This is a genomic window from Henriciella barbarensis, from assembly GCF_003576345.1.
GTDB lineage: Bacteria > Pseudomonadota > Alphaproteobacteria > Caulobacterales > Hyphomonadaceae > Henriciella > Henriciella barbarensis.
On sequence record NZ_QWGB01000008.1, the window covers coordinates 63,891 to 85,191 of the forward strand.

Below are 21,301 nucleotides of genomic sequence, written 5' to 3' on the forward strand. Positions count from 1 at the left end.
GACAAAGACGGCCGAGCTTGACTCTTTTGCTCCAGAACAAAATAAGAACATATGGAGTCCAGAGCCCTCGATATCCCCGGCGTCTTCCGGCTTGGTGAGACGTGCAGAAAGCCCGACCAGAGCTTTCCGCTCAACCTTGGTCGTGAGGGCGTGCATGAAATCTGCGAAGCGCGGCATGGGGACATGGCCGCGATGACAGGTTTTGCCCTCGCCGCAGCGCGCCCGCCCGCAGGCGCTATTTTCTGGATCCGCCAGTTCGGCCTTGCCCGAGAACATGGCGACCTGCTCCATGCCGGGCTTCCCAGTCTCACCCACTGCCCGGCAGGCCTGCTTTCCGTCCAGACCCGGAAGGCCAGCGATGCCCTCTGGGCCAGTGAGGAAGCAATATCATCAGGCGCTGTCGGCCTCGTCATCGCAGAAATCGAAACGCTGGACTTTACCTCATCCCGCCGCCTGACGCTCGCCGCCAGCCGGCATGGCATCCCGCTTATCCTGCTCCTGCCCTGGCGACGGGAGGGAACAAGCGCAGCGACCGCCCGATGGCGGATCGCCTCGCGGCCATCGGGACCTAATGCCTTTGATGCCCGCGCTCCAGGCGCCAGCCGCTGGCAGGCCGTTCTGGAGAAGTCCAGACAAGCCCCGCAAATGGCGGGGCGCGTGTTCAACATCGAGCTCGACCATGAAACGCTATCTCTCCGTGTGGTTTCCGGGCTGGCCGCTCACGCGCCTTCGCCGCGCGCGGCACCAGCCGACATCGGCCTCAGCCAGGATACGCCCCGGCGAAAAACAGGCTGAACCGGCCCGTAAACCCTTCGTCCTCGTCGAGGATGGCGGCCACGGCTTGCGCGTCGCAGCGGCCAACGCTTCCGCACGCACACTCGGCATATCGGCAGGACTTGGCTTTACCGACGCCCGCGCCCGCTGCCCGGACCTGTTGCACGAAGATATCGACCGGGAGGCCGACCGCGCCGCGCTGGAACGGATCGGTGACTGGATGGTGCGTCTTTCCCCTATTGTCGCTATCGACGGCGATGACGGGCTAATGATTGAGACCACGGGCTGCGACCATCTTCATGGCGGTGAAGAAGCCATGATGGAGACTGTGGCTGACCTGCTTGAGAAGAATGCCATTCCGCACCGGCTTGGCCTTGCCAGCACACCGGGGGCCGCAAGCGCTCTTGCCCGTGATTGGCCAGGCCACATTCTTGCCGACGGCAAAGAAGCTTCAGATCTCGCTGAGCTTCCTATCAGCGCGCTGCGCCTCTCTGAAGAGGCTGAGACCCTGCTCAAGCGGTTTGGCCTTCGCCGGATCGGCCAGCTTTATGGGATCGACCGCAAGGCGCTGGGACGGCGTTTCCAGTCACGCGCGGCAGGCGATGCAGTCCTGCTACGGCTCGATCAAGCGCTTGGTCTTCGCCGGGAACCGCTCACGCCGCTGAAAGAAGCCCCCTCGCATATCACCCGCCTGCCCTGCCCGGAGCCATTGCTGGCGACCGAAGGCGTCCAGAGCGGGCTCGAACAGCTTGCAGATGAGCTTTGTATGAAGCTGACCGGGCTTGGACAGGGCGCGCGCGCCTTTGCCTTTCACGCTTTTCGCGCCGATGGCGAGGTGAGCTCTGTGTCGGTCACGCTCGCCCGGCCCGTGCGCACCCCCAAACATATCCTGCGGCTTTTTTCGGAAAAGCTGGACCAGATCGACCCCGGCTTCGGCATTGATCTTCTGATGCTGGAGGCAAGGCGGACAGGGCCGATGGATATCAGCGCGCCCGCGCTTTCAGGTGATCTTGCCGCCAGCGATACAGACCCTGTGCTCCTTTCGGCCCTCGCAGACAGGATTACTGCCAAGCTTGGCGAAGGCACCGTCAAAGTCACTGAGGCGCATGAAAGCCATTTGCCGGAACAGGCAGAGCGCAAGGCAGGCTTTGACGGTGAGCTGCCAGCCCCTGCCATTGCTCCTCCCGATCACGGGCCAAGACCGATCCGCCTGATAGACCCGCCGGAGGAAATAAAAGTTCTCGCCGAAGTGCCCGATGGGCCGCCCTTGCGCTTTATCTGGCGCCGTGTGCCGCATGCGGTGACCCGTGCTGATGGGCCGGAACGGTTGGCACCTGAATGGTGGACATGGACGGCCCCGCCGCCGCCCTCTGCCAGCCCTGAAGGCATTGACCGCAAATGGCTGAAGCCAAAGCTCGACCCGCGCGCCGATGCAGCGCTGATTGCGAAAATCCGGGCAGAGCTGGAAGCTGCCGACCCGGGCGAACCTGTCTCCAACCTGCCGCGGGCACGGGACTATTACCGGATTGAGGATGAGGAGGGCCGCCGTTTCTGGCTGTTCAGGCAGGGCCTCTATGAAGATGGCCGGGGCGGTGCGCCGCTCTGGTTCATGCATGGGCTGTTCGCATGAACGGATATGCAGAACTGGCCGTCACCACCAATTTCTCCTTCCTGCAAGGCGCCAGCCACCCGGAAGAGCTGGTTGCGCAGGCAAAAGGGCTTGGGCTTGCCGCGATCGGCGTTGCTGACCGCAACACCCTTGCCGGTGTCGTGCGGGCCCATCTTGCAGCGAAAGACTATGAGATGCGCCTTCTGGTTGGCGCGCGCCTTATCACAACAGACGGGTTCGACCTTATTGCCTATCCGCAGGACCGGGACGCTTATGGGCGGCTTTCGCGGCTTCTCTCCGAAGGCAAGCTGCGGGCAGAGAAAGGCGAGTGCCATATCACGCTGGAAGATGTGCTCGCCCATTCCGAAGGCCAGATTTTTATCGCCATGCCACCAGCCCGCCCTGATGAGGGTTACAGGCTGCGGCTGGAATGGCTGCACGCCCAGTGGGGGGACCGGCTCTATCTTGGCGCCCGCTATGGATTTCAGGGCCAGAACCGCGAGCGGGTCGCCCGCCTCGCAGACCTCGGATTCAAGGCTGGCGGGGTGCCGATTGTGGCGGTGAATGATGTTCTCTATCACGCTGCTGAGCGCCGCCCGCTACAGGATGTGGTGACCTGTATTCGCGGGCATTGCACCGTGGATGAGGCAGGCTTCCAGCTGGAGGCCAATGCTGAGCGTCACTTAAAGCCTGCAGAAGAAATGGCACGCCTTTTCAAGGGCTTTGAGCCAGCTCTTCGCAGGACAGTTGAGATTTCAGAACGCTGTACATTCTCGCTTGACGAGCTTGCCTATGAGTATCCGGACGAGCCTGTGCCGCCGGGAAAGACGCCGCAAGAACATATCGAAACACTCGCCTGGGACGGTGCAGCCTGGCGGTATCCTGACGGTGTTCCAGAGGGTGTAAAAAAAGCTATCCGAAAAGAGCTCAAGCTGATCGGCGAGCTCAATTACGCGCCCTACTTCCTGACGGTCCATGACATCGTCGCCTGGGCAAAAGACAAGGGCATCCTCTGTCAGGGTCGCGGCTCTGCGGCCAACTCAGCAGTCTGTTACTGTCTTGGCATCACCAGCGTCGATCCGTCTGTGACGAGCCTGCTTTTCGAACGCTTCCTGACCAAGGAAAGACGTGAGCCGCCAGACATTGATGTCGACTTCGAGCATGAGCGGCGCGAGGAAGTCATCCAGTATGTTTATCGCCGCTATGGCCGCCACAAGGCGGCGCTGACCGCCACGGTGATCTCTTACCGGCCGCGCTCAGCCGTGCGTGAAGTCTGCAAAGCGCTGGGCCTGTCGCAGGATATTGCCTCTGCGCTGGCGGGCACGGTCTGGGGCAGTTTCGGGTCGGACGTAAAGGAAAAGCAGATCCGGCAGGCAGGTCTCGACCCCACCAATCCTGTGATCCGCCGTGCGGTCCAGCTGACCCGGCAGCTGATCGGCTTTCCGCGCCACCTTTCACAGCATGTCGGCGGGTTTGTCCTGACGCGCGGCCCGCTGGTCGAGACCGTGCCTATCGGCAATGCGGCGATGGCGGAGCGCACCTTCATCGAATGGGACAAGGACGACATCAGCGCCCTGAACATCATGAAAGTAGATGTGCTGGCGCTTGGCATGCTGACCTGTATCCGCAAGGCGTTCGACCTGCTGCGCCTTCACAAGGGGCTGGATTATTCACTGGCCACCGTCCCGCAGGAGGATAAGGCGACTTATGACATGCTGTGCAAGGGCGACAGTCTGGGCGTCTTCCAGGTCGAAAGCCGGGCGCAGATGAACATGCTGCCGCGTCTTCGCCCGCGCGTTTTTTATGATCTTGTCATCGAGGTCGCCATCGTCCGGCCTGGCCCCATACAGGGCGATATGGTCCACCCGTATCTGCGCCGCCGCAACGGACAGGAGACGGTGACCTATCCGTCCCCCTCCCCCAGGCATGGCCCTGCCAATGAGCTGGAGACCATCCTGAAGCGAACCAATGGCGTCCCGCTTTTCCAGGAGCAGGCGATGCAGATCGCCATGGATGCGGCCAAGTTCTCTGCTGATGAAGCCAATGGCCTCCGCCGGGCCATGGCGACCTTCAGGAAGGTCGGGACGATCCAGAACTATGAAGAGCTTATGGTCGAGCGCATGGTCGCGCGCGGTTATGAACGGACATTCGCCCAACGCTGTTTCGATCAGGTGAAGGGGTTTGGCGAGTATGGCTTTCCTGAAAGCCATGCAGCCTCGTTCGCGCTTCTGGTCTATGTCTCTTCCTGGCTGAAATGCCATCACCCGGACGTCTTCTGCGCCGCGCTCCTCAACAGCCAGCCCATGGGCTTCTACGCCCCGGCCCAGATCGTCCGCTGCGCGCGCGAGCATGGCGTTGAGGTGCGCGAAGCGGATGTGAACCTGTCGGATTGGGATAATATTTTGGAGCCTTGTGGGTTTTCTGCTCAGGGCTGTTCGCCGCCTGACGGCGGCTGCGCCTGCGCGGTCGCTTGTGAGGGGAATGATTTGAAAGGTGCGGGCGAAGCCTCTTGCCCTCCCCCGTTCACGGGGGAGGTGAGCGGCGAAGCCGCTCGGAGGGGGGAGCCAGAAAACGCAGCGCCTACCGCTTCCCCCCTTCGACCCGCTCCGCGTGCCACTTCCCCCGCTTGCGGGGGAAGAAAGAACACGCGCCTCGCCGTACGCTTGGGCTTCAGGCAGATCGACGGGCTTCGCGAGGATGAGATGGAAGCCATGATGGAGGTGCGCGGCGGCGGCTTCGAGCAACCTGAAGATATCCGCCGCCGCACAGGTATCACCCGCCGCGCCATGGAGCTGCTGGCCGCGGCGGATGCCTTCCGGTCGATGGGACTGGACAGACGCGAAGCGCTCTGGGCCTCACGCGGGGAGGCCGCCGGCAAGACACTGCCCCTGTTCGCCGCCGCCGACACGGCCGAACAGGGCAGAGAAGCGGCAACACCCCTGCCCCGGATGCCATCTTCCGAACACGTATTGCAGGATTACCAGACCACGCGCCTGTCGCTGAAGGCCCATCCTATGTCTTTCTTGCGCGATCATTATGCGTCCATGCGCACGCTGAGCACGCGTGAAGCCTCTGACCTGCCAAACGGCGCGCGGGTCCAGACCGCCGGTATCGTGCTGGTACGCCAGAGGCCCGGCTCTGCCAGCGGGGTCTGTTTCATCACGATTGAGGATGAGACCGGCATTGCCAACCTCGTCGTCTGGCCGAACGTATTCGAGCGGTTCCGGGCGGTTGTCATGGGCGCACGGATCATCCTGGTCAAAGGGCGTATCCAGCGGGCCGAAGGGGTAACCCATCTTGTGGCAGAACAGCTTATCGACCGTACCGAAGATCTGAGGCTGCTGTCCGAAAATACCCTTCGCGACCCGATGAAGGGCGTGCTCTCCAATGCCGACGAAGTGGTCAAACCCATCCCTGAAAGGCGTGGGCCGGGACGAAGAACGGTGCACACCCATCCACGTAACGTGCGCATTATTCCCAATAGCCGCGATTTCCATTGATATGACTGTAGAATAGGTCGACCACCGTCTGGTCTTCTGGCAGAGTCGGCCTATTTCGCGGTAAGGGTGCAAGGCGCAGGGCGTTGCGCCGACTTTTGCCGTGCAAGCAAGTATCTCCGCGCGACCTCCCGGTATGGGCAGCCGCGCGGTCTACTCAGGGTCAGCCGTGTTCGAAAACTCGATCAGAATTACCGCTATCGCAACCATGCTCGTCCTCGGCGCGTGTCAGGGCGAAGACGCGCAGACGCCGCCTGAACGCAGAGCGCCGCAGGCCGTCAAGATTGTCCCCCATCAGGTCGGTTATGCCACGGACACGGTGCGCGTCGAAGCGGTCGGCACCGCGAGAGCGCGGGCCTCTGCGACGATACAGGCCGAGGTGGCTGGCGAAGTCATCGCGGTAAACTTCACTTCAGGCGACAAGGTCTCACGAGGCGATGTGCTGATCCGTCTGGAGTCGCGGGCTGAACAATTGGCCGTCGAGCAGGCCGAGGTGTCACGCGCCGACGCACAGCGGCTTATCGACCGCTACAACACTGTTTCCACTCCCGGCGTGATTGCGGGCAATGAACTCGACCGCGCTGAAGCCGCCTATGATGCCGCCGAGATCAGCCTCAGCATCGCGCGCGATGCGCTGGGCGACCGCACAATCCGCGCACCCTTCAGCGGCTATGTCGGCCTCACCGATGTCGATCCGGGCGCGCGCATTACACCAGATACCGTCCTCACACGCCTCGACGACCGCGACGTTCTCTATGTCGATTTTCCGGTACCCGAGCAGACATTCGGCCGGATCACGGCCGGCGATGTCTTCGAAGTCGAACCATTTTCGAATCCGGAAGCCTCTTATGAGGCGGAGGTCCTGACCATCGACAGCGCCATCGATACGCAGACGCGCGCTTATACGGTGCGGACAGCCATCGATAATTCCGAAGACCAGCTTCGCCCAGGCATGAGCTTTCGCATCGGGTTCGAATTGCCAGGCCAGCAATACCCATCGGTTCCAGAAGCTTCCATCGTCTGGGGCGGTGATGGCGCTTTTGTCTGGGCTGTACGGAATGGTGAGACCGCACGCGTTCCCGTGACCATCGTCAACCGGATGGAGGGCATGGTGCTGATTCGGGGGGATATCCCCGAAGGTAGCTGGATCGTCGAGGAAGGTGTGCAGAAAGTGCGGCAGGGCACACCGGTCGAGATGCCTGCCTCACGCGATACCCGTCCGGTCGCAACAAATGGGCTCGCATCTGGCGGTCAGGCCGCCGCCCAGCCATGACACCGCCGGGCCAGGGCCTTCCAGGACTCGCCGTCCGTCGCCCGATGATGGCGGCCGTCCTGAACCTGTTGATCGTGATTGCTGGTCTTGCCGCCATTCTAGGCGTGGAGGTGCGTGAACTGCCAGACGTCGACCGGCCAGTCGTGTCGGTCCGCGCAACACTCCCTGGCGCCGCGCCGGAGACTATCGACGCAGAAGTGACGAGCATCATTGAAGGCGCCGTCGCAACAGTGTCAGGCGTCAAGGAGATCCGCTCTTCAAGCGAGGAGAACAGCTCTCGCATGAGGATCGAGTTCAATCCGGGCGTTGATCTCGATACGGCAGCGTCTGATGTGCGCGAAGCCGTCAGCCGTGTGACACGGGAACTGCCCGACCGGACCGAAAACCTGTTCGTGACCAAGGCCGACGATCAGGGCCAATCTGTGCTGACCGTCGCCGTCATCAGCGATGCCTATAGCGAAGAAGAACTTTCAAGGATCGTCGAGAACGATATCATGCCGGAATTCCTGGCGATTGATGGTGTCGCAACGGTGCAGCAGTTTGGCACGCGTGAACGCCAGATGCGCGTGCTTGTCGACCCGCTCCGGCTTAATCGTTTTGGCCTGACAATCGCTGATGTTGCCAACGCCCTGCGCGAGGCACCTTTCGATGTCCCTGTGGGCAGCTTCCGGTCCGATAGCCAGGAGCTGATTGTGCGTGCTGAGGCAACGGCTGCAACGCCCGAACTCATCAAGGACATCTATATTCAAGGCAATACAAAGGTCGGCGATGTTGCTGAAGCTGTGCTAGGCCCCGCAGATGCCAACAACTTTCTGCGGCTCAACGGTGCCCCGATTATCGGGCTTGGCATTATCCGACAGGCGTCGTCGAATACGATACAGATATCCGATGCGGCCAAAGAAAAGCTGCGCCAGCTCAATCGCCGTTTTGACGACATCGAGCTTCGCGTAACTTCCGATGAAGCGGTCTTTATCGAAAAGTCCGTTGAGGAAGTGCTGACCAGCCTCGCGATCACGGTCCTCATCGTGGTGATCACTATCTGGGTCTTCCTCGGCTCAATGAAGGCCACCATCATACCTGCCGTCGCCATCCCGGTCTCATTGATCGGAACGGTTGCAGGCATCTGGCTGCTGGGCTTCTCGATCAATCTACTGACGCTGCTCGCGCTTGTGCTTGCCACCGGCCTCATCGTCGACGATGCCATCGTCGTTCTGGAGAATATCCAGCGACGCCAGTCAGAAGGCATACGAAGACGCGCTGCGGCGGTGCTGGGCACCCAGCAAGTCTTCTTTGCCGTTATCGCGACAACCGCCGTGCTGATCGCCGTCTTCGTGCCGATCTCGTTCCTGCCCTCGACAACTGGCCGACTGTTTCGTGAATTCGGCTTCGTGCTGTCGGTGGCCGTGCTGATCTCGTCCTTCGTGGCGCTGACGCTTGCGCCCGCGATCGCTTCCAAGTTCCGTTTCATCCCAAGGGATCCGGCTGAACGGAAAGATAGCTGGCTCGAAAAGCGTGGACGCACGATTTCAAATGCCTATGGGGCGGCCCTCAGCGCATGCCTTGCCCACCCGATCGTGGTCGGACTGGTTTGCCTTGGTGCGGCGGGCGCGGCCGGCATTCTCTATACATCTGTTCCTCAAGAACTGGTGCCGCCAGAAGACCGCGGTGTGGTTGAGGTGTTTGCGACCGGGCCTGATGGGGTCGGCCTTGCATTCATGGAGCAGGAAGCAGACGAGATCGAGCAAATCCTCCGACCCTACGTCGAAGACGGCACGATCGAGTCGCTCTTTACCATTGTCGGTCGCTATGACCCGAACCGTGTCGGTGTGACCGCCTGGCTCGCCCCGTGGGAAGAACGGACGCTTAGCCAGGAAGATATAATCTCGCAGCTTCAAGGACCGATGTCGGAGATACCAGGCTCGAGGGTTTCGGTATTCGGCCGATCCAGCCTGTCCAACCGCGGCGGCGGCCGGGGCGGCGGCCTTCAGATTGCTCTGACCGGCAGCGACTATAGCGAGATATACGCCGTCGCGCGGGAGCTTTCATCCGCGATTGAAGACAGCGAAATTCTCTCTAATCCGGAAATTTCCTACCAGCCGACCCAGCCGCAGCTTTCGATACAGGTTGACCGCAGGCGCGCCGCAGATCTCAACGTGCCGCTGGATGAGCTGTCGGTGACCCTGCGCGCCATGGTGGACGGTGAGGACCTGATCGACTTGAACGTGAATGATCAGGCCATCCCGATCATTCTGGAATCCGAAACCGGCACGATCCGCGACCCGGGTGACCTTCAGAACCTGTATGTTCGCTCTGATAATGGCGGTCTTGTACCGATCTCCACGCTGACCACCATTCGTGAGGAAGGTGTTGCCGCAGAACTCGACCGGACCGAGCAACGCCGGGCCATCGAGGTCGAGATGGATACACCGCCTGGCCTGCCGCTCGCCGATGCGATTGCGGAAATTGAACGGCTGACGGACGAGATATTGCCGCCCGGCTTCGGCATGATCCTGCAAGGCGAAGCCGCAACGCTGGAGGAGAGCAATCAGGACCTCCTTCTGACTTATGGCTTTGCCTTCGTGATCGTCTTCCTTGTCCTTGTCGCCCAATTCGAAAGCCTGACCAGCCCAGTTGTTATCCTGCTCAGCGTGCCATTCGCGCTGGCGGCCGCGATCTATGCGCTGTTTCTCACAGGCACATCGCTCAATATCTATTCGCAGATTGGCCTGATCATGCTGATCGGCCTGATGGCGAAGAATGGCATCCTGCTCGTCGAGTTTGCGGACCAGCTGCGCGGCATGGGGCGTAGCGTACGCGAAGCTGTTTTCGAAGCGGCAACCATTCGCCTGCGCCCGATTGCGATGACGCTCATTTCGACGGTGCTCGGTGCTGTGCCTTTGATTGTGTCGAGCGGCGCTGGCGCAGAAGCACGCAACTCCATCGGTTGGGTCGTGTTCGGCGGACTTGGTATCGCGGCGCTGTTCACGCTCTTCCTGACGCCGGTCATCTATCTCGGCGTGGCGCAGCTCTCCAAGGCCCGCACCGTTGAAACGCGGGCGCTCGAGGATGAGCTGGAAGAAGCGCGCGAAAAGACCAGCGGCCAGCCTGCCGAATAGGTCAGAAGAGCCGGGCCCAGAAGCCAGCCCACGGGCCGAGCGCGCCCGGCAGGTCATTTTCCGGATCTACCAGGTTGCACGACGCCATCAGTGTGGCGGACGCCGCAAAGAGATGATCCGGTATATCGGCTTGCGTGTCTGACAAGTTGAACATGCAAAGGATTTCTTCGCCTTCATACCGGCGCCTGAAAGCCAGAACGGGTGCCTCGTCGTGCAGGAAGTCGATCTCTCCCCAGCGTAGCGCGGGTGAAGCTTTGCGCAGCTTTGTGAGTTTCCGGGTCAGGTTAAGACTGGAAGCCGGGTCATTGGCCTGTGTGTCGAGCGCCAGCGCCTGATGGGCGGCGTCGACAGGTAGCCATGGCCGTGCAGGAGAGAAGCCTGCATTAGGTTCAGTAGACGTCCATGGGAAAGGCGTGCGCGCACCATCCCGGCCGAGTGTACGCGGCCAGTTGGCGATGGCTTCAGGGTCCTGCAGGTCCTCAAAGCCGACCTGCCCCTGTGGCAGGCCAAGCTCTTCGCCCTGGTACAGAAATGCGTTCCCTCGCAGCGAAAGCAGGAGGAGGAGAAGGAGGTCTGCTGCCGCCTTGCGGTGTGGTGGGCTTGCCCAGCGCGAGACGGCGCGCGGTGCGTCATGGTTGGAGAAGGCCCAGCTTGGCCAGCCTTCGCCCGCTTCACCGCTCCATTGTTCGAGCGAGCGGCGCACGCGTGCAGGGCTGATCGTCTGGGCGTAGAGGAAATCGAAATTATAGGCGGAATGAAGCCGCCCCTCCCCCTCGGTGAAGGACTTCATCTCTGGCACCGGGTTTGGGCCGACAACTTCTGCAACCGAGAACCGAGCCGGATAGGCGTCGAGGCGCTCGCGCACGCGTTCGAGAAATGCAGGAATTTCCGGCTGGGACATGTTGTAGAGGTGGTCCTGCATGTCGAAGGGGCGGGTCACCTTTTCCATGGCCAGACCGGAAGGCGGATTATCCCGCAATTCCGCATTATGGATGGCAAAATTGATGGCATCGAGCCGGAAGCCATCAACACCCCTGTCCAGCCAGAAGGCCGCCGCATCGAGAAGCGCATCCTGGACGTCCCTGTTCCGGACATTGAGGTCCGGTTGGGAGGCGAGGAAGTTGTGCATGTAATATTGCTGGCGCCGCCCGTCCCATTCCCATGAAGGCCCGCCAAACACGGCCTGCCAGTTATTGGGCGGCGAGCCGTCCGGCATCGGGTCTGCCCAGACATACCAGTCGGATTTCTCGCCATCCCTGCTTTCCCGGCTCTGCCTGAACCAGTCATGTGCGTCGGACGTGTGCGAATACACCTGATCGATGATCACTTTGAGACCGAGGCCATGTGCCTTCGCGATCAGACGGTCGAAGTCTTCGAGCGTGCCGAAGAGCGGATCCACGCCGCAATAGTCCGCAACGTCATAGCCAAAGTCCTTCATCGGCGACGTGAAAAAGGGCGATAGCCAGATCGCATCGACACCGAGGGATGCAACATGGTCCAGCCCACCAATGATGCCTACAAGGTCACCGACGCCATCGTCATTGCTGTCGGCAAAGCTGCGCGGATAGATCTGGTAGATCGTAGCGCCCTTCCACCAGGGCTGTCTGTCTTCGGTCATGACGTAAGCGATAGCCTTTTCATCGAGCAATGGGCGATCTCTCTCATTTCGTGCGAAATCGGCCAAGGTAAAGCCAGCCAAAAATGTCTGTCTGGTTGACGTTGGGTCCGGCCCCGATGGCGCTTCACGCGTGCGCAGAATTCTGAGACGATGAGGTTAAATATAAAATTGGGAGGACAAGGCGATGCTCATCAATGTCAGCGAGACCGCGCAGGAAGAGGTTAGTGTCCACCGCGGCCACAAATTCGAGCGGGCCTATCCAGTCGCCCCGGCGGCAGACCTTACCGACCTCGATCTCTTCACCAAGGGACAACCCTTCGGGGCATTCGCCGAGATGCGCGAGAAAGCTCCTGTCTGCTGGCATGAAGAGGCCGAAGGTGCCGGCTTCTGGGCGCTGACTGGCTATCATGATATCCGCGCGACGGAGCTGAACACCAAGGTGTTCTCCTCGCAAAAGGGCGGCATCCTGATGAATTACGGACACGCCGATGCGCGCCACCCCCTGCTGCACCGGGCATCGCTAGACGCCATGATCAACCTTGATCAACCCTATCATATGCCGCTTCGCCGCGAGCATATGCCCTTCTTCACGCCCGGCTATGTCGCAGAGTTACGTGAGCGCGTTGATACCAAAGTAGGTTCGCTTCTCGATGCGATGGAGGCGAAGGCGCGCGACACAGGTAAGCCGATCGACATGGTGGAAACCTTCTCGGCCGAGCTTCCCCTCTTTACCCTGTGCGAGATCCTTGGCGTTGCAGAAGCTGACAGGCCGAAGCTGATCAAGTGGATGCATTATCTGGAGGTTTCTGCCGATACGATGCGCAAGGGAGAAGCGATTGACCCGCAATTCTTCGGCGACTTCGTCAACAACGTGCTGGAAATGTTCGAATACGGCAAACAGGTGCTTCACGACCGCCGGAAGAACCCGAAATCAGACCTTCTGTCCGCTATCGCGAATGCGAAGGTGGACGGCGAGCTTCTGTCTGATGAGATGCTGGACGGGTCGTGGTTGCTGATCGTGTTTGCTGGCAATGACACGACCCGAAATTCGCTGTCGGGTACGATGAAGTTGCTGAGCGAGTTTCCAGAGCAAAAACAGGCCCTGATCAAGGATTCCACAAAGATAACGAACATGGTGCATGAGGCGATCAGGATGGTTTCGCCAGTTATCTATATGCGCCGCACAGCAACCGAGAACGCCGAGATCAATGGCCAGAAAATCGCGGAAGGCGAGAAAGTCGTTATGTACTACGGAGCGGCCAACCGTGACCCGGCTGTGTTTGCAGAGCCTGACAGGTTCGATGTCGATCGCGCCAACGCCAAGGAGCACCTCGCATTCGGCATGGGCCCACACGTCTGTCTTGGTCAGCGTGTGGCGAATATGCAGCTTGAGTCTGCCTACCGACAGATCCTCGCACGCTTTCCGGATGTGGAGTGGACAGGAGAGATCGACATCGCGCCCAATAACTTTGTCCACGCGATTTCCCGCCTCGGGGTCGACCTTGGGCTTTCCCGGTAGAGAAACAGAACTTGTGGTAATAAAATAATTTATCTTGTTAAGATTTGATTTCCACCAAACTGATAGAAATTGAAACTTCACAGGGGTGGGGACAACCAGGTTTTGGACCAGGCTATTGCAATCGGCTTTACGGTGCCGGCCATCGCAACAGCGATGTGCGCAATATTTCTATGCTTCTGGCACTATAACCGCGAAGATCGGGCAGCGCTGGTTTTCGCGGCCGCTTTTGTCATGTGTGCGGTCGGTTTCCTGCTCAACCACTTTATCCTGGCCAAGGAATCTGTCGCGAATGCGATCGGTCATAATGCCTGCTATGCGGCCGGCCTCTATCTGCTAGGCGACGGCATCCACCGTGCCTTTGAAAAGCAGCCCCCGCGCCTGGCGCTGATCACGCTGGGTGCTTTCAGCGTTATAGCTGCGGGCATCATACAGCTCAGCTTTGTCGGCTTGTCGGTCCGGATCATCACGATCAACTTTGTTCACGGCTTGATGCTGATGGTCACAGCCTGGTCTCTACGGGACATCTGGAACAGATCGTGGACCGGTACAGCTGTGCTGGCTGCCCTGGCACTTTGCATCATTAACTTCATTCTCGTCTCGCCCATTACCGTTACGGGCAATACGATCCGGGACGAGACATTCTTCCAGTCGGCCTACTGGCAGATCATCAACCTGATCAGCATCTTTTCCGTTCTTGGCATGGGTGGCGCGTTGGTGTCAGTCTGCGTGATGCAGCGCCTCGACGCCCTGCGTGATGATGCCGAGAGCGATTTCCTGACCGGGCTGAAGAGCCGCCGCGCCTTCGAACAAGCCGCTCGTCATTATTGTGAAGCCCGCTCGGGTGATTATGCAGCAAGCGTCATCATCATCGATCTCGACCACTTCAAGAATGTGAATGACGCTTACGGACACGCCGTTGGCGACAAAGTCATTCGGGGCGTCGGCGCGCTTCTTTCTGCCAAGACGCGGATGAGCGATATGGCTGGCCGCATGGGGGGTGAAGAGTTCTGTCTCGTTCTTCCGGGAACCGACATGTCTGGCGCGAAAACACTGGGGGAGCGTCTTCGTCGCGCCATTTCGGAACTTCCCATGGAAGGCGTTCCGGAAGGACTGAAAGTAACAGCGAGCTTTGGTGTGGCCGAGCTTGGGCGCGACATGCTCTTCGAAGATGTCTATCCAATTGCGGACGCAGCGCTTTACGCCGCCAAATCACTCGGCCGTAATCGCGTCGAATGCGCAGAACTTCCGTCCGCTATTGGCAAGCCGGTTCACCGGAAAAAGCTGAAAAGCGTTCCGGCGCAGGACCCAAATGGACAACGGCTCGCCTCCTGACATTGGTCTGATCTGAACCGACCAGCCCTGACCCGAGGTTAGACCTGTTCAGCGCCTGCCTCCCATGCTCTTTCAGGCGAAAGACAACCGAGGAGGATATTATGTCAGACAAGCCGGAAAGCGTTGGCAATGAAGTCACCTATGAGGTGAAGGACCACGTCGCCGTGGTCACGCTGAACCGTCCCGACAAACGCAATGCGGTGAACGGCGCTGTTGCGTCCGCGCTGGGCTGGATCTGTGAAGAAACCGAGCGCGATGACGATGTGCGGGCCTGTATACTGACCTCGTCGCTGGAATCGACCTTCTGCGCAGGCGCGGACCTTTCTGAAATTTCCAAAGGCAATGCTGGCGCGCTGTCGACCAAGAAGGGCGGCTTTGCCGGCTTTGTGAAGTTCCCGCGCACCAAGCCATGGATTGCGGCAGTTCGCGGCAATGCGCTCGCAGGTGGCTGTGAACTTCCGCTCTCCTGCGACATGATCGTGGCTGCAGACAATTCGCGCTTCGGCCTGCCAGAGGTAAAGCGCGGCATCTTTGCCGGTGCAGGCGGCGTGTTCCGCTTGCCGCGTGCCCTGCCCCGCAATATCGCACTGGAGATCGTCGCGACGGGTGACCCGCTTCCGGCAGAACGGCTTTACCAGCTCGGCCTGGTCAATCGGATGGTGACTTCTGACAAGGTTCTGGACGAAGCAAAATCGCTGGCGGCGCAGATTGGCGTGAATGCGCCACTGGCTGTCCGCAAAAGCCTGGAAGTTGCCCGCCAGGCCTATGACGGCACTGAAAGCGATCTATGGAAAGCTTCCAATGAGGCCTCGGCCATCGTGTTCTCCAGCGAAGACGCCAAGGAAGGTCCGCGCGCCTTTCTTGAGAAACGCGCACCTGTCTGGAAAGGCAAATAAGCGCCAAGGCCTCACCGGCGCTGTAAACAAAAACCCCCGCACCACCGATGCGGGGGTTTCTTCGTGGCTGGGCGTATAAAGGCCGCCTATAAAGCTACCAGGCGGCCTGGAAGCCGACGCGGGCACCCGTGCCACCGCGGTCCACACCTTTGGCAACACCGGCATTTAGTTGCCAGGTCGGATTGAGGCGGAAAGCCGCCGCCATGGAGAGCGCGCCTTCGTCTTCATAGTGGCCATAGCCACCGCTGAGGGCGAACTGCTTGCCTTCCGGCACGAACGGCGTATCGAGCGCGATCGCCGCGGCGATACCGCCGCGATTCTCGCGGATGTCGTCGCTGTTGCGGCCGATCAGGCGGGTATTGGCGGCGATGAGGCCCGTGTTCTGCGCCAGACCAGACGACAGGCTATAATCTGCTGCGAGGTTGCCATTACGGTCGGTCGTCACGACGCCAACTTCGCCCGATTGAGCGGCAGTGCTGGCAGCGGAGTTCAGGCCAGCCAAATTATAGGTGGCATCAGATCCGCCAATCGCGACCTGGTTGTCGGCCATCGCCGTTGCGCCGTTACCGATGGCGATGGAGTTCGCGCCTATAGCAGATGTCTGGTTGCCGAGAGCAACCGAACCCGCGCCGCTAGCCGTAGCAGCTTCACCGACCGCCGTGGAGCGAACACCAGATGCGGTGGCGAGGTGACCGAAAGCATGCGCGCGTTCTGCCGTGGCGGCGGAGCGCCAGCCATAAGCGGTTGCTGCAGTCGCATTCGCGATAGATTCGCCGCCAACGGCCGTTGAGGATGTACCGCTAGCAATCGCCTCGGTGCCCATGGCAACCGCGTCTTGCCCGGATGCGACGGCAAGGTTGCCCTGCGCGATGCTTTCCAGACCTGATGCTGTCGCCGCTTCACCAACGGCGAGCGAGCGAACCCCAGATGCATTTGCAAGGTGGCCAAAGGCCTGGGCACGTTCTGCGGTGGCCTCTGAACGCCAGCCATAGGCGCTTGCACCTGGGCCCATTGCGACAGCCTGGCCTCCAACGGAGGTCGTGGACGGACCGCTCGCGACAGTTGCGCGGCCTGTGGCACCGTCGCGGTTCCCACCGATGGCAATTGCGTCGCCGCCATTCGCCTCAGCGGCGTTACCAATGGCGATCGCGTTCGTATCAGTGGCCGAAGCGAGATTGCCAACAGCTATGGACTGCTGACCAGATGCCGTAGCGGCTTCACCCACAGCGGTCGATCTGACGCCCGAAGCGGTCGCCAGATGTCCGATCGCGTGTGCGCGTTCTGCGGTGGCAGAGGCCTGCCAGCCGAATGCCGTGGCCGCCGTACCCGTAGCATTAGATTCTCCACCGACAGCCGTGCTCGATGTGCCGTCTGCGTTTGCTTCGGTGCCTACTGCAAGGGCGTCGGAGCCGTCTGCGTCGGCATCGACGCCGCATTCGAGAGACGTCGCATCGACGGCACCCGCGTTACAATCTGGCGTTGCATCTGCTGAAGCTGTGGAAATTGGCAGCACCGCCCAGCTTGCACCTGCAAGCGTTAGTGCACTGACGGTTTTTTTTAGATTGGAGAGTCGCATGAATTGCCTTCCCTGTTTCCTCTTTGGCCCGGCATGGTCGAGGTAACATGCCGGCTTCAGGCGCGCGCCTGACGCAACAGCTACGAACCTTCGATGTGTCAGGGTGCAGGCAGTTGAGAAAACTTGGGCTCTTCTCAAGGTTGCAACAGCCCGGGATATAGTCATGAAGGTTGTAGAAAACCGGAGGTGCACGAACCAGCACCACCTCACCCGAACGTGATCGTTTGCGGGTTTACTTTTCACGCAACGAACTAAATCACTGGACAACATCAGGGGTGTGCATGAGTAAACCAGAGTTCGTGAAGCTTAATATGGACCTGAGGGCGGCGCTGGCGGCCTGTGCAGTAGGTGACTCTGCCGCGTTCAAAGAAGTTTATCGGCTTACCGCCCCGAAGTTCTTCGCCATTCTGAAAAACCAGTTGAAGGATGCCGAGGCCGCCAAGGACGTGCTTCAGGAGGCCTATGTATCCATCTGGAAGAATGCCCATCGGTTTGATGCCTACAAGGGCAACGCCTTTACCTGGATGCTGGTTATCATGCGCAACCGCGGGCTTGATCGGCTTCGATCAAAAGCGCGTACGCCCGTGACGGAAGAGATCGCGGAAACAATTCCGGACGACGCTGCGCGCCCGGAACAGGAAGCACGCACCCGCAATCTTGGACGTATTCTCGACACCCATCTGGCAAAATTGCCTGAGCAGGTCTCGCTTTCGATTTCGCTGAATGTTGTCCAAGGCATGACGTGCCGTGAGATCGGCCACATTCTGGAAGTGTCACCCAATACGGTGAAAGCCTGGGTCCGGCGCGGCCTGAAGAAGCTGCGCGCGGACATGCCAGTCGATAGCGTCAGCGCGGTCCTCTAAAAACTTCAAAAATTGCAGAGATCAGATCGGGCTGACAGCGCCGGTGAACACGACCGGTCCGGTCGGCCCTGCCTCCGGCGAACCGCCTTCCGGCTCCACACTTATTGCCAGCGTGTCAGACCCGGCTGCAAGCTCAGTCGCGATGGAGAGGTTGATAACGCCATCGTCCGAGAGATCGGTCAAAAGCCCGAGTGATTGTGGCGCATCCAGCCCGTCTCGCAACAGCCAGAGCTGCCAGACGCCATCTGCCGGCGGCTGAGCATTCGTAAGTCTGCCCGTGATCTGGTTGCTGTCCTTGTCATAGAGAAGCACCACGACTGTGGGCGCCTCCCCGCCTGACGTCATCAGGGTCAACAATTCTTCCTGCACGCTAGCAACTTCAACGGGCGCTGGGGCCGGTGTTTCCGCGTCCGGGATCGAGTGCACCGCGAGCGAACCAACGGCCAGGATCATCGAGGCGGCTGTCGCATATTGCCAGGGCCGCTCTGGATGGCGGCGGGATTTGGAGCTGCTGCGTCGCCTTACGCGCTGGGGCGCCTCTGGAGCGGGGGTCGGAGCGACAGCTTTTGTGCTGGGTTCCGGGCCTGAAATCTGAACCATGATGTCGTCGAGAACACCTTCCGGCGGCTCGGCATCCTCGCTTATCGTGCTGAGCGGCGACAGGAATTCTTCCATTTCCGCAACAAGCGTCTGGAAACTCTGATCCTCGGCGTAGAGGCGCTTGAACTGTGCGAGCTCGGCTTCGTCCGCATGGCCGAGAATGACAGCGCTCGCCAGTTCCTGCCGCTTATTCGGGGTCGTATCGCTCATTGTGCGCCCCCCGATCTAATAGATACGATTTGGGTAAGCCGGGCGCGCACGTCTGAAGCTGATACACCTGTCCTGCTGGCGATCTGTTCGATGTTCTCGAATTTCAGATACGCTGCAGTCAGCATGTCTCGGTCGGCCTCGCTCAATTCGTTCAGGGCTGACGAGCCCATGAGCCCCGCCGCATCCGAAGGCGGATTTGGCACATGGGGCAAGAGTTCGCCATTGCTTGTATCACTGAAACGAATATCGATCGCTGCCTGGTGCGCCATAGCCGCAATAAAATGCATGTAATCGCAGCCGGTGGGCGGTATCGATGCGTGGTTTTTCCATAGTTTCAAATAGGTGGCGGATAGAGCGCGTTGCGCAAGTTCCGGCGTTTTCAGGAGTGCGACGACCTTTCCATAGATCTTAGGCGAGGTCAGGGCGAACACCTGCCTCATGGCTTCGCCATGGCCTTCGCCCAACGCCCGCATGGCGTCATTCAGCTGCTGGCGCTCTCCAGAATTCATAAACCTACCGCTATTAAGGTCATGCGTCTCAACTATGGCGGCCGCATCGCCGATCCAGTTCGAATGAAACTGATGTGGCTAAAGCTTTGTTCCACCTTTCATTTTGCATCGCCCGGCCGCTTACATTTCCAGACAGCACAGCGTATTTTCACCGGACTGGATTCGGGAAGTTCACTTACGATACCGGTACGCGAATTTTCTGAACAAGCTCCAGAATTTCTTTCGGCGGCGGCTTGGTGGCGAGCGTGATGACAACGCCTACACCTGCTGCAAGCCACATGAACACGAACCCTATACCTTCCGGCGAGACACCAAATAGCCAGTTCTTCGGGTCTGTATCGACGAACTTGAACCAGTAAATATAGCCAAATGTCGTGATCAGGCCGGTCAGCATGGACGCGACAGCACCTTCCTTGTTCATCCGCTTCCAGAAAATTCCGAGAAAGATGACCGGGAACAGAGAGGCCGCCGCGAGCCCGAAGGCGAACGCGACCACCTGCGCGACAAAGCCGAGGCTATTGGAGAATATGCCAAGCAGACCCGCGGCAAACACGGCGCCGGCAGCCGCCCCGCGGGCAACCCGAAGCTCTGTCTTGTCGTCCATCGATTTGAACAGTGTCCGGCGGCACAGGTCATGGCTGACGGCAGAACTGATCACCATGAGCAGGCCGGCTGCGGTCGACAGGGCCGCGGCGAGACCGCCCGCGACAACAAGGCCGATCACCCAGCCCGGCAGATTGGCGATCTGCGGATTAGCGAGAACGAAGATGTCATTGTTCGGGCTGACTTCATTCTCAATACCATCCGGAGCGTTCGGCCCACGATACTGCATGACACCGTCGCCATTCTTGTCTTCGAAGGCGACAAGGCCGGTCGGCTCCCAGTCCTTATACCATTGAGGCACCGGCTTCCCGCCTGCAGCCTCGATCTCGGCTGAGCGGGCTTCATAATCCTCATCGTCGGCGATATAGGTCGCCTCATTCACAGTATCGATGAAATTGATCCGCGCGAACGCGCCGACCGCTGGAGCCGTGGTATACAGGATAGCGATAAAGATCAGCGCCCACCCGGCCGAAACACGTGCCGCATCGGCGCTTTTCACGGTGAAGAAGCGGATGATGACGTGCGGCAGCCCCGCCGTCCCAAACATCAGCGCGGCGGTAATGCAGAACACGTCGATCATCGACTTGTTGGTTTCTGTGTATTCCAGAAAGCCGAGATCGGTGATCACGGTGTTCAGCTTCGCGAGCATGGAAACGCCCTCGCCTTTCGCTTCGCCAATGAAGCCAAGCTGAGGCACAGGGTTTCCCGTGATAATCAGCGACATGAAGATCGCAGGCACGGTGAAAGCGAAGATCAGCACGCAATACTGCGCAACCTGCGTGTAGGTGACGCCCTTCATTCCGCCGAGCACCGCGTAGAAGAAAACGATCACCATGCCGATAATGATGCCCCACTCGAACGGCACACCGAGGAAACCGGAGAAGGCAACGCCAACGCCTTTCATCTGACCGGCGATATAGGTGAATGATACGAACAGCGCGCAGACTACGGCAATCACGCGAGCGGTCGTAGAGTAATACCGGTCGCCGACGAAGTCCGGCACGGTGAACTTCCCGAATTCTCTCAGGAATGGCGCAAGCAAAAGCGCGAGCAGCACATAGCCACCCGTCCAGCCCATAAGGTAGACAGAGCCGCCATAGCCCATGAAGGCGATAAGTCCTGCCATGGAGAGGAAGCTTGCCGCCGACATCCAGTCAGCTGCCGTCGCCATGCCGTTTACCGTTGGATGAACGTCATGGCCCGCGACGTAGAAGTCATCGGTTGAGCCGGCGCGTGCCCAGATCGCAATGCCGATATAAAGGGCAAAAGTCGTGACGACGAAAAAGAGTGTCCACGGATCAAGCAT

14 protein-coding genes are annotated in these 21,301 nt (G+C 59.9%); 9 read left to right on the plus strand and 5 right to left on the minus strand.

The window, feature by feature from the left end; all coding sequences use genetic code 11:
• Positions 1-51 precede the first annotated feature (51 nt).
• The 5 genes from D1224_RS16525 (at position 52) to D1224_RS12675 (ending at position 10,269) form a co-directional block, all read left to right on the plus strand.
• Positions 52-795 (plus strand): ImuA family protein, encoded by a 744-nt coding sequence (locus tag D1224_RS16525; protein ID WP_182482287.1) that lies wholly within the window; start codon positions 52-54, stop codon positions 793-795.
• Entirely contained in the window at positions 680-2,404 is a 1,725-nt protein-coding gene (locus D1224_RS12660) for a Y-family DNA polymerase (protein ID WP_233350540.1), read from the plus strand. Before D1224_RS16525 ends, D1224_RS12660 begins: the two co-directional genes overlap by 116 nt.
• Positions 2,401-5,883 (plus strand): error-prone DNA polymerase, encoded by a 3,483-nt coding sequence (locus D1224_RS12665; RefSeq protein ID WP_119380330.1) that lies wholly within the window; start codon positions 2,401-2,403, stop codon positions 5,881-5,883. Before D1224_RS12660 ends, D1224_RS12665 begins: the two co-directional genes overlap by 4 nt.
• A gap of 133 nt (positions 5,884-6,016) precedes the next feature.
• Positions 6,017-7,153, plus strand: a complete 1,137-nt coding sequence (locus tag D1224_RS12670) for an efflux RND transporter periplasmic adaptor subunit (RefSeq protein ID WP_233350541.1) — start codon at positions 6,017-6,019, stop codon at positions 7,151-7,153.
• On the plus strand, positions 7,150-10,269 hold the full coding sequence (locus D1224_RS12675) for an efflux RND transporter permease subunit (RefSeq protein ID WP_119380331.1): 3,120 nt from the start codon (positions 7,150-7,152) through the stop codon (positions 10,267-10,269). The genes D1224_RS12670 and D1224_RS12675 overlap by 4 nt, the downstream gene beginning before the upstream one ends.
• A gap of 1 nt (position 10,270) precedes the next feature.
• Here D1224_RS12675 and D1224_RS12680 read toward each other — a convergent pair whose 3' ends face one another.
• Positions 10,271-11,887, minus strand: a complete 1,617-nt coding sequence (locus D1224_RS12680) for an alpha-glucosidase family protein (RefSeq protein WP_119380383.1) — start codon at positions 11,885-11,887, stop codon at positions 10,271-10,273.
• A gap of 184 nt (positions 11,888-12,071) precedes the next feature.
• Here D1224_RS12680 and D1224_RS12685 point away from each other — a divergent pair, with 184 nt between their 5' ends.
• The 3 genes from D1224_RS12685 (at position 12,072) to D1224_RS12695 (ending at position 15,634) form a co-directional block, all read left to right on the plus strand.
• On the plus strand, positions 12,072-13,406 hold the full coding sequence (locus tag D1224_RS12685; RefSeq protein WP_119380332.1) for a cytochrome P450: 1,335 nt from the start codon (positions 12,072-12,074) through the stop codon (positions 13,404-13,406).
• Positions 13,407-13,508: 102 nt separating this feature from the next.
• On the plus strand, positions 13,509-14,738 hold the full coding sequence (locus D1224_RS12690; RefSeq protein WP_119380333.1) for a GGDEF domain-containing protein: 1,230 nt from the start codon (positions 13,509-13,511) through the stop codon (positions 14,736-14,738).
• Between the two features lie 101 nt (positions 14,739-14,839).
• Positions 14,840-15,634: an enoyl-CoA hydratase-related protein gene (locus D1224_RS12695; RefSeq protein ID WP_119380334.1), complete on the plus strand. Its 795-nt coding sequence runs from the start codon at positions 14,840-14,842 to the stop codon at positions 15,632-15,634.
• Positions 15,635-15,728: 94 nt separating this feature from the next.
• Here D1224_RS12695 and D1224_RS12700 read toward each other — a convergent pair whose 3' ends face one another.
• Positions 15,729-17,210, minus strand: a complete 1,482-nt coding sequence (locus D1224_RS12700; protein WP_119380335.1) for a YadA-like family protein — start codon at positions 17,208-17,210, stop codon at positions 15,729-15,731.
• Between the two features lie 281 nt (positions 17,211-17,491).
• On the opposite strand from D1224_RS12700, the gene D1224_RS12705 reads away from it, so the two are divergent.
• Positions 17,492-18,073, plus strand: coding sequence for an RNA polymerase sigma factor (locus D1224_RS12705; RefSeq protein WP_119380336.1), 582 nt, complete (start codon positions 17,492-17,494; stop codon positions 18,071-18,073).
• A 21-nt stretch (positions 18,074-18,094) separates the two neighbouring features.
• On the opposite strand, the gene D1224_RS12710 is transcribed toward D1224_RS12705, so the two are convergent.
• The 3 genes from D1224_RS12710 to D1224_RS12720 all read right to left on the minus strand — a co-directional run bounded on the left by D1224_RS12710 (position 18,095) and on the right by D1224_RS12720 (position 21,301).
• The gene (locus D1224_RS12710; RefSeq protein ID WP_119380337.1) at positions 18,095-18,883 is read right to left on the minus strand and encodes an anti-sigma factor; all 789 of its coding nucleotides are present in this window, start codon (positions 18,881-18,883) and stop codon (positions 18,095-18,097) included.
• A complete protein-coding gene (locus D1224_RS12715) occupies positions 18,880-19,356 on the minus strand; it encodes an RNA polymerase sigma factor (RefSeq protein ID WP_147372390.1) in 477 nt (158 codons plus the stop codon). Before D1224_RS12715 ends, D1224_RS12710 begins: the two co-directional genes overlap by 4 nt.
• Positions 19,357-19,567: 211 nt before the next feature.
• Complete coding sequence (locus tag D1224_RS12720) at positions 19,568-21,301, minus strand: sodium:solute symporter family protein (protein ID WP_119380339.1); 1,734 nt, start codon at positions 21,299-21,301, stop codon at positions 19,568-19,570.